Below are 16,443 nucleotides of genomic sequence, written 5' to 3'. Positions count from 1 at the left end.
GACGGGCGGTTGGTGAGAACCGCCCGTTCGCACTTCTTGGCACATTTGGAAGACACAAGAGCGCGAAGCAGCCGTTAAAACCATTCGCGCAGGGAAGGCCGGGATGTCTCGGGCCGAACCTGTGGTCCTGCCCCGTGCATTCTTTCCGCACGGGGGCCATGGGGGCGGCGAGCTCCCGGCCTTCCCTGTGCCCTCTGCTCGATATGAGGGCGAAACCAATGACAAAACTCGGACGCCATGCGCCGCGAGAAGGCGAGATCGTATCTCACCACCGTCGTTGCGAGGAGGGTGAGCTCCGAAGCAATCCGGTATCGTCGCGTGGTTCTGGATTGCTTCGGCGCACGAGCGCCTTGCAACAACGAAGTGTGGGGCAAGGCTCGCAATGACGAGAGAGGAACGAATCGTTGGCCCAAGTTTTTGGCGAGCTGGCGCAAGGCGAAAAGGCCGAATCTTTGTGCAAAACCAATGCGGGTATTCCCCGAGAATGCGCTGCTTCTGTCGCCTGATTGTCGCACGGCGCTGTTATCCGCGAGCTCAACGGCAAGGGATACCTGAGTCGTCACGCGAGCGGCTTTTTAGCGGCGGTCCGGGCGGGGGGATGCGCGCGAACGAGCGGCGTTGCTCGTCACGGGAATGTCATCAGAAGCTGTTAGGTGGGCGCGCATGGGAATTGAGAATGCTGCTGGTGAAGAAGGCGCGGACAGGCGCTTTCGCACGCTCTTCATCTCGGACGTTCACCTCGGGGCCCGTGGCTCGCAGGCCAACCTCCTGGTCGATTTCCTCCGCCACCACGATGCCGATACGATCTATCTGGTCGGCGATATCGTCGACGGTTGGGCGCTGAAATCGAGCTGGCACTGGCCGCAATCCCACAATGACCTGGTGCAGAAGATGCTGCGCAAGGCGCGCAAGGGCGCCAAGGTCGTCTACGTGCCTGGCAATCACGACGAGTTCCTGCGCGGCTATTACGGCACGCATTTCGGCGGCATCGATGTGGTCGAGAATACGGTTCATGTCGGTGTCGACGGCCGTCGTTATCTGGTGATCCACGGCGACATCTTCGACCTGGTGGTGCAGAACGCACGCTGGCTCGCCCATCTCGGCGACAAGGCCTATGACTTCGCGATTCAGATGAACCGCTTCGTCAACTTCTTCCGGCGCATGTTCGGCGTGCCCTATTGGTCGCTGTCGCAGTGGGCCAAGCAGAAGGTCAAGAACGCCGTCAACTATATCGGCGCGTTCGAGACCGCGCTCGCTGCCGAAGCGCGCCGTCATGGCTGCGACGGCGTGATCTGCGGCCACATCCACTACGCCGTGATCCGCGACGAGCAGGGCATTCGCTACATGAACTGCGGCGACTGGGTCGAGAGCTGCACGGCACTTGCCGAGAATGAAGACGGTCATTTCGAGATCATCACCTGGACCGATCCGCTGCGCCAAACGGCGCCCGCGCCGCGTGTGGCGGCGCGCGCGGCAGCCTGAGGCTGTCGGCCGTCAGAGCGGATCACCGGGAGAAGGAGAACGGGCAGGGGGAATGCGCATCCTGGTCGCGACTGACGCATGGCATCCCCAGGTCAATGGGGTGGTGCGGACTTTGACCATGATGGCGCAGGCGGCCGAGGCGCTGGGCCACGAGATCCGCTTCCTGACGCCGGAGTCGTTCCGCACCATTCCGATGCCGAGCTATCGTGACCTGCGCCTGGCCCTGCCGCACCCGGCCAAGGTTGCAAGGCTGATTGCGGACGCCAATCCCGACAGCATCCATATCGCGACCGAAGGTCCGCTCGGGCTCTTGGTGCGGCGCTATTGCCGCAAGCATGATCTGCCGTTCACGACCAGCTTCCATACGCGTTTTCCTGACTACGTCGCCGCCCGCGCGCCGGTGCCGGAAGCCTGGGTCTGGGCGACTTTGCGCTGGTTCCATGGCGCGAGCCGCACCGTGCTCGCTGCGACACCAGCGCTCGCCGCGGAATTGCGCGAGCGCGGCTTTGCCAGTGTCGCACTGTGGCCGCGCGGCGTGGATACGAGCCTGTTTCATCCGCGCGAGGTCGATCTCTGCCTGCCGCAGCCGGTGTTCCTCTCGGTCGGCCGCGTCGCGGTGGAGAAGAATCTCGAGGCGTTCCTCGATCTCGATCTGCCCGGCACCAAGGTGATTGTCGGCGATGGCCCGGCGCGTGCGGCGCTCGAGCAGAGATATCCTCAGGCCGTGTTCCTCGGCGCACTGCAGGGCGAGGCGCTGGCCAAGGTCTATGCCGCGGCCGATGTGTTCGTGTTCCCGAGCCGGACCGACACGTTCGGCCTGGTGCTGTTGGAGGCGCTGGCGAGCGGTCTGCCGATTGCGGCCTATCCGGTGGCGGGTCCCCGCGATGTGATCGGCGATGCCGAGGTCGGCGTGCTCAGCGAGGATCTGCGCGCGGCCTGCCTCGCCGCATTGACGATCCCGCGCCAAGCTTGCGTGGACTTTGCCACGGGACATACCTGGGAGGCTTCGACCCGCGCCTTCATCGATCACATGGCCGTGTTGCGCGTGCCCGCGGTGGAAAATGAGGCGGTGGGCGAGCTGGCTGACCCGTCCAGCTGCGTGGCCTGAGCTTGCCGGCCGGTCCGAGGGCGCGATACAACAGGGCATGACAGTCCAGACCTCGATCCCCACCGTCACCGCTGCCGATATCGACGCGGCCGCGCGCGTGCTCGCCCCCGTCGCGGTGCGCACGCCCTTGCTGGCCGCGCCGGTGCTGAGCGAGCGGCTGAACGCGACTGTGTTCGTCAAGCCCGAAGTGCTGCAGCGGACCGGCTCGTTCAAGTTCCGCGGCGCCTACAACAAGCTGTCTTCGATTCCCGACAGCGCGCGGGCCAATGGCGTGGTTGCGTTCTCCTCGGGCAATCATGCCCAGGGCGTCGCGCATGCGGCGCAGCTTCTGAAGATGCAGGCGACCATCGTGATGCCGCAGGACGCGCCGGCCGCCAAGCGCGAGCGCACCAAGGGGTTCGGCGCCGAGGTCGTGCTGTACGACCGGGATCGCGAGGACCGCGAGGCGATCGCGCGCGAGATCGCCGGCAAGCGCGGGTCGACGGTGGTGCCGCCTTACGACGATCCGCTGGTGATTGCTGGCCAAGGTACGGTCGGCCGCGAGATCGCCGAGGATCTTGCTGCGCTCGGGCTCGCGCCTGACGTCGTCGTGGTGCCGGCCTCCGGCGGCGGCCTGGTGGCGGGCGTCTCGACAGCGGTCAAGGCGAAGTTTCCGCAAGCCGACATGATCGTCGCTGAGCCGGAAGGGTTCGACGATCACGCCCGCTCGCTGCGCGCCGGCCAGCGGGTCGCACATGACGCCAAGGGCCGCACCATCTGCGACGCACTGATGGCGGCGATGCCCGGCGAGATCACGTTTGCCATCAACGGCCGGCTGCTGTCGGGCGCCGTCTCCGCCTCGGACGAGGAGGTCGGGCGTGCCATCGGCTTTGCCTTCCGCGAATTGAAGCTGGTCGTGGAGCCGGGCGGAGCGGTGGGATTGGCGGCGCTTCTTGCCGGTCGGATGGATGTCGCCGGCAAGACCGTCGTGATCGTGCTGTCGGGCGGCAATGTCGATGCCGATCTTTACGCCCGGCTGATCGCTTGAGGCCGCGCGTGCGCACGAGACACGAGGCTCGGGAACAGAGGCTCAGACGTTAGGAAAAGAATGCGACCTTCTCCGGCTGCGTCATGCGCCGGATCGGCGTCAGCGGGTCATTCGGGGCATTCTGCTTCCGCTGCAACAGGCCGTTGGCCAGCAGCGTCGATCCCAGCGACGCTTCGTAAGACGGTTTGGGCATCGCCTGAACCGTCGCTGCAGCGGTCGCCGCGACGGCCGGCTGGGGCGCAACTGGTGGTGCAGGCTTCGGCGGCTCGGCGATGACCGGAGCGGCCGGCACCGGTTCGGGTGCGACGGTCACGACGCGCGGCTCCGGTGCGACGACCGGCGCGGATGCAGCCGCGGGGGGCGGTGGGGCGACCGAGGCCTGCGCGATGACCGGCTCGGTCGCATGCGGCTCGGCAAAGGTGGCGACGATGTCGTCGTCGACCGAGCTCGGTTCCTGGATGTCGAAGCCAATGGTGGGGACGCGCGTGAGGTCGTCATCCTCGATCAGGTCGGGCGCCGCCATTTCCGCTGCGACCAGCTCGAGGACCGCTTCGTCATGCGCATCCGCTGACGCGGCGTCCATTTCCGGCGCGACGACGTCGATGCTTGCGGCGTTGGCCTCGACCGCAATCTCAGCGGCTTCAACCGCGACTTCAAGGGTTGCTTGGGGCTGGTCGAACTCGACTTCGCCGGAAGCCGGCGCGCGATCGAGCTCGACCCGCGGCAGCGCGCCAACGGATACTGAAGCAACGTGCTGTTCGATCTGCGCCGGCGCTGCCGATTCGGCGAGAGCTTCGGGCGCCGCGGCAGTCGCTGGTTGCAGCGCTGCGTCGGCAAGCTCCACCGCCCTGGCGGCAGCTTCCAGCGGAAGCGGGACGATATCGGCCTCCGCTGGCGCGCTCGCTTCAAGCGATACGGTTTCGGCTCGTGGCGGCTCCGTCGGGCCAGCGGCATCGCCGTTCGCTCGGATATCGCCTTCTGCCCCAGCGCTCTCGTCCGAGGCCGGCCCGATGGCAGCCTCGCTGTCGTCAAAGGCGTTCAGCCGAGCCTTGATGATCTCGAAGGCGGCCAGCAGCGCGGCCTTCGGATCGGCGCTCGTGAGCTGGTCGCAGGCGGCCTCGATCGCCACGATCTGGGTATCGATCAGATCGCAAATCCGCGAATCAGCCCCGATCTCGCGCCATCGCCAGGAGATCTCCTTGATGATCCGGGTTCCCTTGCGGACCGGCGCCAGATTCCGCTCCAGCGCCAGGCGATCGACCGCCGCGGCGGTGGCTAGCGCTGCCTCCTCGACCGCACCGCGAATCGCTGCCAGGGCTTCCGGCAGCGCCCGCTCGTCGACCTGTTCCTGCTCCTGCTGCTGTTCGCGCGTCGCGAGCGCATGCTCGATGCGGGCGACCGCATCCAGCACCATGCTGGTGTCCGCGTTGCGGTTGCGCTTGGCATATTCGCCGAGAAACCAGCGGCCCCGCGACGTTTCCATGAATGCATCGCGGATCGCCTCATAGTCGGCCTCGCTCGGCTGGGCCGCGCGGGCGGAGATCGGCGAAAGGGCGAAGACGTCATCGGCCATGGCAAACTCGTCGCGCAAATTGCTGCACGTTGGCATAACGATCATCACGATATTGACCGAATCGCAATTGAATTGATGCAGTCCGCCCGACAAATCCCCATTGCATCGCCTGCCGCGTCGCGCCGATTCGCGCTCCGGCTGGGGCTGTTCTATGGCGCAGCCTTCCTGCTCTCGGGCACGCATCTGCCATTTTTTCCGGTGTGGCTGCGGGCAATCGGTCTGGACGCCTCCTGGATCGGCATCATCATCGCGGTCCCGGCGGTCACGCGCTTCACCGTCCTGCCCGCCATCACCGCGCTTGCCGAACGCCGTCATGCCCTGCGCGGTGCCATGAGGTTGACGGCTGCTGCCACGGCGACCGGATTTGCACTGCTCGGCACCCAGTACCTGCCGTGGTTGGTCTTCCTGATCTACGTTGTGACCTGCTGTTGCTGGACGCCGCTGGTGCCGCTCACGGATGCCTATGCCCTACGGGGCGTATTGAGCTTCGGGCTGAATTACGGTCGCTTGCGGCTGTGGGGGTCAGTGGCCTTCATCATCGGGACGCTATTGTGCGGAGGCTTGGCGGATCTGATTCCACCTCAGCAACTGATCTGGATCATCGTCGGCGCGGGTTTCCTTGGTGTCACGGGCAGCCTCGGACTGCAATCCCTGAAGCAGCCGCCGCGGACACCGGAAGCCCGGTCCGAGGGCGGCCGGCTGCTCCGCGACGTGGACTTCGTCTGCATCATCCTGTCGGCGGCGCTGGTGCAGGGCAGCCATGCCGCGTACTATGCGTTCTCCGCGATCGATTGGCAGGCTCGGGGCTTCGGCGGCCTCACCATCGGTTGGCTTTGGACCTTGGGTGTCATCGCCGAGATCGTGGTTTTTGCGCTGTCGCCGCGCTTCACGCTCGCGCCCGCCAATCTTGTCGTGATCGGTGCAGTGGCCGCCACGCTGCGTTGGGTGCTGACCGCACAGGAGCCGCACGCGATTGGCCTCGCCGCGGTTCAGATCAGCCACGGATTCACCTTTGGACTAACTCTGGTCGGGACGATGGGGCTGTTGGTCCGACATGTGCCAGCACATATGGCGGCGCGGGGGCAGGGCTATTACGCCGCATCGACCGGCATCGTTGGCTCGGCGGCGTCGGCCATGTCGGGGCCCGTCTATGCGCATTTCGGGCAAGGCGTCTATTACGTCATGGCGGGGATGGCCGCGCTCGGCGGTGCGCTGATATGGCTGACGCGCGCGCGTTTGAGGCATCACCCCCACAGCACCGCATCGGGCGGATAGACCAGGCTGTCCTCATAGAGCAGGCCGTTGTCGCGGTCGCTTGCCAGTAACAGCGGGCCATCGAGATCGACGAACCGTGCCTGCGGCGTGAGCAGCATCGCCGGCGCCATCGACAGCGAGGTCGCGACCATGCAGCCGACCATGATGTCGAAGCCGAGCGCGCGCGCGGCATCGGCCATCGCAAGCGCTTCGGTGAGGCCGCCCGTCTTGTCGAGCTTGATATTGACGGCGTCGTAGCAATCGCGGAGCGCCTCCAATGAGGTGCGATCGTGCACGCTCTCGTCGGCGCAAACCATCAGCGGCCGATCGATCCGCGCCAACGCCTGGTCATTGCCGGCGGGCAGCGGCTGCTCCACCAAGGTCACGCCGGCGGCGGCGCAGGCTGCGAGATTTTTTTCCAGATTTGATTCCGTCCACGCCTCATTGGCATCGACGATCAGTTGCGATTGCGGGGCTGCTTTGCGTACCGCCCGGATGCGCTCGCCATCACCATCGCCGCCAAGCTTGACCTTCAACAGGGGACGATGGGCCGCCCTGGAAGCCGCGTCCGCCATCACCGGTGGCGAGCCCAGCGAAATCGTGTACGCAGTCACACAAGGTTCGGGGGCCCGCCGGCCGAGCAGGTCCCAAATGCGCCGGCCGCTTCGCTTGGCCTCAAGGTCCAGCAATGCACAATCCAACGCGTTGCGGGCGGCGCCAGGAGGCATCGCGGCTTGAAGCGCCATCCGATCAAGCCCGTCTGCCACCGCCTCCTGCATCGCCCGCAAGGCGGCGAGCGCGGCCTCCGGCGTCTCGCCATAGCGCGGGTAGGGCACACATTCGCCGCGACCAACGAGACCATCCCGCCTCACTTCCGCCACGACGACGACCGCTTCGGTCTTGGCGCCGCGGCTGATGGTGAAGCTGCCGGCGATCGGCCATTGCTCGATGTTTCCGATCAGGTTTGGAGAATTGGCGGAAGTCATTTAAAAGGTTCGCGATTTTGAATCGTGGGCTTGCGGGGCGGGACCGACTATGGCTGGTTGGGCCGGTGTTCGACAAGGTGATAGCGCCGTGCGCGAACTGTTGTCATCGAAAAGCGGACGGTGGGGCTTGAGGCGGTCGGCATGAAAAGCGGCCCGACTCTGGAACGGAGCGCTCAGGGCGATGCATTGATGTTGCGCGCATCCGGCGCGTGGACGGCATCGTTTGCCCCGTCGCTCGAGAAGCTGGTCGCCGAGGCGGAGAAGCTCGCGGGCTCCAAGCCTGACGTATCGATCGATGTGTCCGAGATCTCCAAGCTCGACACGTTCGGGGCCTGGCTGATCGAGCGGCTGCGGCGCAGTTTCACGCGCGGCACCGTCGAGGCGAAGGTCGATGGCCTGTCCGCCACTTATGCGAGCCTGGTCGACGAAGTCCGTCGCGTGACCCCCGCGCCCGACGATGAGGCCGCGGCGGTGACCGTCGCCGGGATGCTGGATCAGATCGGCCGTACGGTGGCTGGTGTCTTCGGCACGATCGCGGCCCTGATCGACATGCTGGGCGCCGTGATCGTCGCCAGCGCCCGCGTGTTCCTTCATCCACGCAGCTTCCGCCTGACCTCGACCGTCCATCATCTGGAACAGGTATGCTGGCGGGCCGTCCCGATCATCGTGCTGATCACCTTCCTGATCGGCTGCATCATCGCCCAGCAGGGCATCTTCCATTTCCGCCGGTTCGGCGCCGACATCTTCGTGGTCGACATGCTTGGCGTGCTGGTCCTGCGCGAAATCGGCGTGCTGCTGGTAGCGATCATGATCGCAGGACGTTCGGGGAGTGCCTACACGGCCGAGCTCGGCTCGATGAAGATGCGCGAGGAGATCGACGCGCTGCGCACGATGGGCTTCGATCCGATCGAGGTCCTGATTCTGCCGCGGATGCTGGCGCTGGTGATTGCGCTGCCGATCCTGGCCTTTCTGGGTGACATTGCCGCGCTCTATGGCGGCGGGCTGGTGGCCTGGCTCTACGGGGGCGTTCAGCCAGAGGCCTTCCTGCTGCGTCTTCGCGACGCGATCTCGATCGATCATTTCAAGGTCGGCCTGCTCAAGGCGCCGGTCATGGCGGCCGTCATCGGCATCGTCGCCTGCGTCGAGGGGCTCGCAGTTCAGGGCAGCGCGGAGTCGCTCGGGCGTCACACCACCTCGTCAGTGGTCAAAGGCATCTTCTTCGTCATCGTCATGGATGGCGTGTTCGCGATCTTCTTCGCGGCGGTCGGAATGTGACGATGACGGTGGAACAATTGCCCGACGCCATCATCCGCGTGCGTGACGTCACCGTCCAGTTCGGCCGGACGCGCGTGCTCGACGGGCTCGATCTCGACGTCAAGCGCGGCGAAATCCTGGGCTTTGTCGGCCCTTCCGGCGCCGGCAAATCCGTACTCACCCGCACCATCATCGGGCTCGTGCCGAAGCTCTCAGGCAACATCGAGGTGTTTGGGGTCGACCTCGATGCGGCCGATTCGGCCACCCGCCGCTCGATCGAACGGCGGTGGGGTGTGCTCTTCCAGCAGGGCGCCTTGTTCTCCTCGCTCACCGTGCGCCAGAACATCCAGTTTCCGGCGCGCGAATATCTCAAGGTCTCCCAGCGCCTGCTGGACGAGATCATGGTCGCGAAGCTCGTGATGGTGGGGCTGCGGCCCGAGGTCGCCGACCGGTTTCCGAGCGAGCTGTCGGGCGGCATGATCAAACGCGTCGCGCTGGCGCGTGCGCTCGCGCTTGATCCGGAACTGGTGTTCCTGGACGAGCCGACCTCCGGACTTGATCCGATCGGCGCGGGCGATTTTGACGAACTGGTGCGCACCCTGCAGCGCACTTTGGGCCTGACCGTTTTCATGGTAACCCACGACCTGGACAGTCTGCATACGGCCTGTGATCGCATCGCCGTTTTGGGCAATGGTAAAGTCATTGCCGCAGGATCGATGGCTGACATGCAGGCCTCCGAACATCCCTGGCTGCGACAGTATTTCCACGGCAAACGCGCCCGCGCGGTGATGGGATAGTGTGATGCGGACCCGAGCGGCTTCGGCGGCAGGAGGGTGGTCCACGGCAGGTCTGGTGCCGAAGTGCGGCATCGAAGAAGCGAGCCCGATGGCGGTAGAGCCTGAGGCGGCTGCGCACAGGTACCGGAGTTTGGAATGGAAACGCGGGCGAACTATGTGCTGATCGGCTCGTTCACGCTGGCCGTGATCGCGGCTGCGATCGGCTTCGTCCTTTGGTTTCAGAGCCTGCACACCACCAAGCAGCGCGGTCCGCTGCGCGTGATCTTCGAAGGTCCGGCCGCAGGCCTGCGCAACGGCGGCAGCGTTAATTTTAACGGTATCCGGGTAGGCGAGGTCATCTCGGTCAAGCTCGACAACCCCCGCCGGGTGGTGGCGTTGGCCATGGTCGAAAACACCGCCCCGATCCGGAAAGATACCCTGGTCGGCCTGGAGTTTCAGGGGCTGACCGGCATCGCCGCCATCTCGCTCAAGGGCGGTGAGGAGGCGGCGCCGCCCCCACCGCTCGATGAAGACGGGGTGCCGGTGCTGCGCGCCGATCCGAACCGGCTGCAGGACGTCACCGAGGCGATCCGCGCCACCCTGCAGAACATCAATCGGGTGGTCGCCGACAACCAGGAAGCGGTCCGCAACTCGCTCAAGAATCTCGAGGTGTTTACCCAATCGCTGGCCCGCAACTCCGAACGGATCGACGGCGTGATGGCGCGGGTCGATGGCATCATGGGCAAGGCGGACAGCCTGATGCTCGGGCTCAACACGCTGGCCGGCGGCAAGGACGGCGGCGAGCTGCTCCTGACCGTCAAATCGATCCGCGAATTGGCTGAGGATTTCGACAAGCGGTCGGGGGCGCTGATGACTGATGGCCGGCGGACACTCGGCGACATCAGCCGCGCGGTGAACAATTTCGACCGCAACCCGACCCGTGTGCTGTTCGGCGCCTCCAGCGCCAGCAACGCCCAGGCCTCGCAGCCGGCACCAAGCGCTCCGACGAGCGACCGGCGGCGGTGAGAGCAGGCGAGGGGCGAAGGGCGAGGAGCGAATGGGGCTTCTTGTCGGTGAGCCCCGCTTCTGTCGGCTTGATTGCTGGCGCGCGACACGCTGATTGCTTTGTCCGCGCAAACGCAGCTTGTCCTCTCAAACACAACGGAGGCCGCGCGGCCTCCGTTGTTCTATTCGCTACTTCCTACTTGGCTAATCGCTAGTCGCCATCAGCGCTATGTCAGGCCAGCCGTCCGGCGGCATGGGCGAGCAGGGTGTAGACCAAGCCGGTCTCCGAGGTCAGCTGGTTGCGCAGCGCCTGCGGGTTGCGATCGTCGCGCGCCACGTCGTCGAGCAGGCGCTCGAACTCGGTGATGTAACGGTCGACCGTCTGCTTGAAGGTACGGTCGGCGCGATATTTGCGCGCCACCTCGTCGAACGCCTTCTGGCCGGCCGGCGTGTAGAGCCGCTTAGTGAAGGCCTTGGTTTCGCCGCGCTGATAGCGATCCCACATCTCGGCCGCGAGACCGCGGTCCATCAGGCGGGCAATATCGAGCGACAGCGACTCCAGCGGATTGCCGGACTGCGGGGCCGGACCACGGCCGCGCTGCTGCTCGCGACCGGTGCCGTTGCTGTCGGCGCGGTTGAGAAGATCGGAGAGCCAGGTGTCGCGACCCTGATCCGCAACCGGTCCCATCGGCGGCGCCTCGACCCGGCGCGGTTGCGGTGGCGGCTGCATCCCGAGGTCCGGCGGCGGCAGATTGGCGGCGCTGGTGGTGGGCGCGGGCTCGCGCATGCGCACATCGCCACGTCCACCAGCGGCGGCAGCGACGATCGGCTCTTCCTGACGGACGGGGGCACTGACGGTCGCGGTTTGCGTGCGGGCCGCAGTGACCACGTCGAGCCCGCGGCCGTGATGGGCGACGATCCGGTTCAGCTCGGCTAGCGCTTCGATTTGGTCGACGATCACCTTGCGCATCTGCGCGGTGCTTTCGGCTGCCTCCTGCGGCATTTCCAGAACGCCGCGGCGCAGTTCGTTGCGGGTCGCGTCCAGCTCGCGCTGCATCTCGGACGTCATTTGCTTCATGCTCGCGACTAGCGTGGCGAACTTCTCCGCCGACTGCTTGAACATCGCATCCGCTTCCTGCGTGCTCTGCTGGTAGATCGCCTGCATCGATTCCGTGGTGACCCGCCGCTCTTCCTCGGTGGTGGCCCGGATCGCTTCGAACTGCCGGCTGATCGCGGTCGAGCCGGCGCCCGCGGTTTCGGCAACGACGCGTGCGATGTCGCGCGCGCGCTCCTCCGCGGCCGCCAGGGACTCGTCGAGCAGGGTGGTGAAGCGCGACAGCCGCTGATCGAGATCGGCCGTGCGGAGGTCGATCGTGGTGATCAGGGATTCCAGTGTCGTCTTGCGCTCGCCGATCGAAACGCTTGCGTCGCGGTTGCTCTGATCGACCACGGCCGCAGCCTCGATCAAGGCCTTGCCATGCGCGTCGAACTGACGTGACAGCGCGCCAAGATCTTCCAGCGCCTTCGAGGTCTTGACGTTGAAGACGCTGAGCTGCTCCTCCAGAGTCTCGGTGGCCGCGCCGTTGCGCGAGGTCACGTCGCTCATCGCCGAGACGAAGTCGGCCACGCGCGTGACCAGTGCTCGTTCGAGCGAATTGAGATTGTCGTGGGCGCCGGTCAGCACCTCCTGTAGCAGGATGTTGCCCTCGCGCAGCCGCTCGAACAGCGCCACCGTATCGGTGCGCAGAATCTTGCTGGTCTCCTGCATCTCGGTGACGGCGGCGACCGACACCTGGCGCGACTGTTCGATGGCCGCGCGCGAGGCCTGCTCCAGCTCCTTCAGCGACTTGCCGATCGCGGTGGTCGCGACCTCGCCCGCCGAGGTAATCGTGCGCGCGACCTCGGTGCCGTTGCCCATCACAGCCTTGGCGAAAGCCTGGCCGCGCGTTTCGATCGATTTCAGCGCATCCGAGGTGACGCGATCGATCTCGATCGTGAGCTGATTGGTCTTGGAACCAAGCGCCTCGACCAGCTGCCCACGTCGGCCATCCAGGACCTGCGACAGCCTTTCGGTCTGCTGCTGGACATAGGTCACGATCTCGTCCGTCTTGCCGGTCATCGCCTGCCCGAAGGACGTGCCTGCCGTCATCACCGTGCGCTCGATCTCGGTGGACGTCGACTTCACCCGCGTGCTGACCTCGTTGACCGCTGTCACCAGCATGTTCTGCGCGTTCATCGCGCTGGTCTGGATGTTCTCGGTCGTGTTCGCCGCAACCGCGTTGATGGCGCGCTCGATCTCCGAGGAAATCGTCTTGAGCTGGCCGGCGGTGTCGGTCGACGTTGCGGTCAACAGGGCCTGCGCCTCGCGTGCGCTGCCGACCACCGCAGCCGCAGTCTCGGCCGAGCTCGCGGTCAGTGAGGTCTGAGCCTGACGCGCGCTGTTGAGGATCGCGCTTGCAGTGTCGGCGCCCACTGCGGACAGCGTGCGTTCGACGTCGGAAGCCAGCGACTTGATGTGTTCGGTCGCTTCGGTCGAAGCAACCATCAGGGTCGACTGCACGTCGCGTGCGCTGCCGACGATCGAGGCTGCCGTGCTGGTGCCGACCGCGGCCAGGGTGCGTTCGACGTCGGAGGCCAGCGATTTGACGTGGTCGGAGGCCTCGGTCGACGCAGCGACAAGCTTGGTGTGCACGTCGCGGACGCTGTTGACGATCGTGGCGGCCGTGCTGGTGCCCACGGCCGACATGGTCCGTTCCACGTCGGCGGCGAGCGACTTGACGTGATTGGCGGCTTCCGACGACGCATTGATCAAGGTCGTCTGTGCCTCGCGGGCACCGCCGGTGATGGCTTCCGCGGTGGTTGTGCCGGCGAGCGACAGCGAGCGCTGCACGTCGGATGTCAGCGACTTGACCTGTTCGGCGGCTTCCAAGGACGCGGCGAGCAGGGTGCTCTGGGCCTCACGTGCGCTGCCGGTGATGGCCTCCGCGGTGGAAGCGCCGGCGCTCAACAGCGATTGCTGGACGTCGGCGGTGAGCGTCTTGACCTGGTTGGCCGCTTCCGATGAGGCCGCAACCAGCGTGGTCTGGGCTTCACGCGCACCAGCGACAATCGAGGCCGCCGTGGCCGAGCCCGCCGTGGCGAGCGTGCGTTCGACATCGGCGGACAGCGACTTGATCTGGCCCACGGCGTCGCCGGAGGCCGTGACCAACGTGAGCTGCGCGTCGCGCGCGCTCGACAGGATGGCGTTGGCAGCGCCGCTGCCGGCGCTAGTGAGTGCACGCTCCACCTCAGTCGAAGTGGTCTTCAGCTGTGCGCCGACGTCGGTCGACACGGTGAGCAGCGCCTGCTGTGCAGCACGCGCGCCGGTCTGGACGGTCTCGCTGGTGTTGACCACGAGATTGGTCAGCGAGCGTTCGGCATCCTCGACATGCGACTTGATGCTCGCGGACAACAGCTCCGCGCGCGTCATCAGCTCGTCGCTCGCCTGACGTCCGCTGCTCTCGATCCGGCCGGCCACGGCCTCGATGCGGGTGCCCAGCAGGTCCTCGAACTGCGCCACGCGCTGGTCGATGTCGCTGGCGATGCTGCCGACCTTGGTCTCGATGCTCTGGTGGATATCCTGGAACCGCGCCGTGACGGTATCGGTCAGTTGCACGGTGCGGCCGTCGATCGTCTGCGACACGCCGGCGATGCGCTGCTCAATCGCGTCGAGCGCCTCCGCCGTGCCGTCGCTGAGCGAGGAGGTGAGCAAAGTGAGCCGCGAGTCGATCGAATGGATCGCCTGGGCCGCGCCGTCGGTCAGCGAGGACGTGAGCACGGTGAGACGGGAGTCGATCGTATGCAGCACCTGCGCGGCACCGTCGGTCAGGGACGAGGAGAGGGCGTTCAGGCGGCCTTCCACTGTCGAGGTGACGGAGGTTGCGCGTGAATCGAACGTCTCTTCGAGCGTCCTCAACCGGCCGTCGAGATTCTCGTGGAACGACCTGATCTTGTTTTCAAGCGCGGTATCGAGATTGGTGATGCGCGCCTCGAGCGTGGTCTCGAACTGCGACAGACGCTGATCCATCGTGGCGGTGATCTGGCCGCCATTCGAGGAAAGACGGCTGTCGAACGTGTCGACATAAGTCTTCAGATTGTCGGTGATGTCCTGGGTCCGCTGGCCCATGCGCTCGACGATGTCGCCGCCGAACGTCTTCACGGTGCGGTCGAATTCGCTGATGTGACGGGTGATCAGCGCACCCAGCGTGCTGGAGTCGCGGGCGAACCGTTCGGCAAGGTCGGTGCCCTGGTTCTTCACCAGCTCGTCGAACGCGCTCATCTGCAGGGACAGCGTGTCGTGCGCGGCCTCGGTCTGGCTCACCACCTTCTCGACCAGCGAGTTGACGGTCGCATCGAGCGATTCGCTCGCCTTCTCGCCGCTCGTGGCGATATGGCCCGACAGCCGCTGGCTCGCCTCGTCGATCTTGCTCACGAGATCGCCGCCGCGCAGCTCGAGTTCGAGCAGCAGCGAGTCACCGGACGCCTTGAGCGAATCGTGCACTTGTTCTGTGCGCACCGAGATGCCGTCGACGATCGCGGCAGCCCGCTGCTCGAATTCCGCGGTGATGCGGTCGATGCGCTCGCTGAGCATGTCATGGACGCGCTCGGACAGATCGGCGAATTCGTCGTGGACGTGCCCGGTCTTGAAATTGAGGCTCGTGGTCAGACGCTCGGAGGCATCGAGCACGGCGCGGGTGGTCTCGGCGCTGGCTTCCTCGAGCCGGTCGAGCAGGTCGCCGCCGCGCTCGCCGAGCGCCAGGATCATGTTGTCGCCGGCATTGCCGAGCGCGGCCGTGATGTGGGCGCCGCGCTCTTCCAGCGCGCCGGTGATGCTCTTGGCGACCTCGTCGACGCGCGAGGCGATTGCGTCCGAGATCAGCGCGATATCGTGGCGCAGATCGATCTGCACGCCGGAAATGGCGCTGCGGACCTGCTCGGCCTGGCCGACCAGGTTGTCGCGCTGATGGGCGATGTCCTGCAGCAGCGCGCGAATCCGCACCTCGTTGTCGCTATAGGCGCGCTCCAGCGCGGCGACCTCGTTGGCGACCAGCATTTCTAATTCGCCGGCGCGGGCGATCGCGCGCTCCACGCCGTCGCCCATGGCGGCGACCTCGCGGCGGATCGCCTGGCCGACGGTGACGATCGAATCGCTGACGGCGCCTTCCGGCTCCGAGAAGCGGATCGCAACCTGGGCCATCGATTGCGCGATCATGCGCAGCTCCTGGCCGCGCCAGGTGAGGCTCGCGAGGAAATAGAACAAGAGCACCGGCGCGAAGAACAGCGCAGCCAAGCCGCCCAGCACCAGAACGCCGCCGCCCTGGCCGATCGCCGACTGCAGCGAAGGCAGGAAGCCGACCGTCAGCAGGCCGCAGCCGACGATCCACACGCCTGCAAACGCGGTCGCAATCGTGTACACGCCGCGGGACGGGCGTCCTTTCTGGATCGCCTGCAGCAGTTGGCCGATGGTTTCGCGGTCGTCATTGGCGGGACGGCGCGCGATCAAGGGCGGCGCATCGTTTTCGTCAAAAGCTGGACGCTCCGCGCCCGGACGCAGCTCGAACGTGGAATCCCCGAAGGCCGGGCCGATCGGCATGATCGGCGGCGCCCCGTCAGCACGATTCGGACCCTGCGGTTCTTCCGGAGCGGCCGTATCGCTGATGTTCAAAGCCTCCTGAATGGCAGACAGCGCAACTTCAGTCGGGTCTTTGACCTTTTTCGGGGTGTTCGCCATGTTCAGTCCGAGCCCTCGTCGTATTTTTTTGCGATCCGGTGAGCCGCGCACGAATGCCCCATCGCAAGGCTCGGAACCGGATTCATCCCGCTGCGGGCGCCAAGGCGCGGCACTTGCCGGCTAGCCCGCTCCATCCAAGCCGCATCCTATTGGCTGGGCGAGGTGAAAGAAATGGTCGCGATTAAGAGATTCTTAATCATCGTTAACA

The 16,443-nt window shown here is 65.9% G+C and carries 10 protein-coding genes; 7 read left to right on the top strand and 3 right to left on the bottom strand.

The window, feature by feature from the left end; translation table 11 throughout:
* Positions 1-663: 663 nt before the first annotated feature.
* The 3 genes from ACQR1W_RS39410 to ACQR1W_RS39400 are packed head-to-tail and all read left to right on the top strand — an operon-like array spanning position 664 to position 3,617.
* Positions 664-1,482 (top strand): UDP-2,3-diacylglucosamine diphosphatase, encoded by an 819-nt coding sequence (locus tag ACQR1W_RS39410; protein ID WP_434855815.1) that lies wholly within the window; start codon positions 664-666, stop codon positions 1,480-1,482.
* A 52-nt stretch (positions 1,483-1,534) separates the two neighbouring features.
* Positions 1,535-2,590 (top strand): glycosyltransferase family 4 protein, encoded by a 1,056-nt coding sequence (locus ACQR1W_RS39405; RefSeq protein ID WP_434855814.1) that lies wholly within the window; start codon positions 1,535-1,537, stop codon positions 2,588-2,590.
* Positions 2,591-2,627: 37 nt separating this feature from the next.
* Positions 2,628-3,617, top strand: coding sequence for a threonine ammonia-lyase (locus tag ACQR1W_RS39400; protein ID WP_434855813.1), 990 nt, complete (start codon positions 2,628-2,630; stop codon positions 3,615-3,617).
* Between the two features lie 49 nt (positions 3,618-3,666).
* On the opposite strand, the gene ACQR1W_RS39395 is transcribed toward ACQR1W_RS39400, so the two are convergent.
* A complete protein-coding gene (locus ACQR1W_RS39395; RefSeq protein WP_434855812.1) occupies positions 3,667-5,190 on the bottom strand; it encodes a hypothetical protein in 1,524 nt (507 codons plus the stop codon).
* 75 nt (positions 5,191-5,265) lie between these two features.
* Between ACQR1W_RS39395 and ACQR1W_RS39390 the strand changes: the two genes are divergently transcribed.
* Entirely contained in the window at positions 5,266-6,465 is a 1,200-nt protein-coding gene (locus tag ACQR1W_RS39390; protein ID WP_434855811.1) for an MFS transporter, read from the top strand.
* Here ACQR1W_RS39390 and dgcA read toward each other — a convergent pair.
* A complete protein-coding gene (gene dgcA / locus ACQR1W_RS39385; RefSeq protein ID WP_434855810.1) occupies positions 6,435-7,430 on the bottom strand; it encodes an N-acetyl-D-Glu racemase DgcA in 996 nt (331 codons plus the stop codon). The genes ACQR1W_RS39390 and dgcA overlap by 31 nt on opposite strands.
* A 141-nt stretch (positions 7,431-7,571) precedes the next feature.
* Here dgcA and ACQR1W_RS39380 point away from each other — a divergent pair, with 141 nt between their 5' ends.
* The 3 genes from ACQR1W_RS39380 to ACQR1W_RS39370 all read left to right on the top strand — a co-directional run bounded on the left by ACQR1W_RS39380 (position 7,572) and on the right by ACQR1W_RS39370 (position 10,486).
* On the top strand, positions 7,572-8,705 hold the full coding sequence (locus tag ACQR1W_RS39380; protein ID WP_434855809.1) for an MlaE family ABC transporter permease: 1,134 nt from the start codon (positions 7,572-7,574) through the stop codon (positions 8,703-8,705).
* A gap of 2 nt (positions 8,706-8,707) precedes the next feature.
* Positions 8,708-9,481 carry an ABC transporter ATP-binding protein gene (locus ACQR1W_RS39375; RefSeq protein WP_434855808.1) on the top strand — a complete coding sequence of 258 codons (774 nt, stop codon included), beginning with the start codon at positions 8,708-8,710 and terminating at the stop codon, positions 9,479-9,481.
* Between the two features lie 135 nt (positions 9,482-9,616).
* Positions 9,617-10,486 carry an MlaD family protein gene (locus ACQR1W_RS39370; RefSeq protein WP_434855807.1) on the top strand — a complete coding sequence of 290 codons (870 nt, stop codon included), beginning with the start codon at positions 9,617-9,619 and terminating at the stop codon, positions 10,484-10,486.
* A gap of 211 nt (positions 10,487-10,697) precedes the next feature.
* Here the strand turns inward: ACQR1W_RS39370 and ACQR1W_RS39365 are convergent, their stop codons facing one another.
* Positions 10,698-16,235 carry a methyl-accepting chemotaxis protein gene (locus ACQR1W_RS39365; RefSeq protein ID WP_434855806.1) on the bottom strand — a complete coding sequence of 1,846 codons (5,538 nt, stop codon included), beginning with the start codon at positions 16,233-16,235 and terminating at the stop codon, positions 10,698-10,700.
* Positions 16,236-16,443: the final 208 nt, after the last annotated feature.

Origin of the sequence: Bradyrhizobium sp. HKCCYLS1011 (assembly GCF_051167795.1) — a bacterium.
In the GTDB taxonomy this organism is placed as follows: domain Bacteria; phylum Pseudomonadota; class Alphaproteobacteria; order Rhizobiales; family Xanthobacteraceae; genus Bradyrhizobium.
This window is presented reverse-complemented; position numbering and strand designations above follow the sequence as displayed.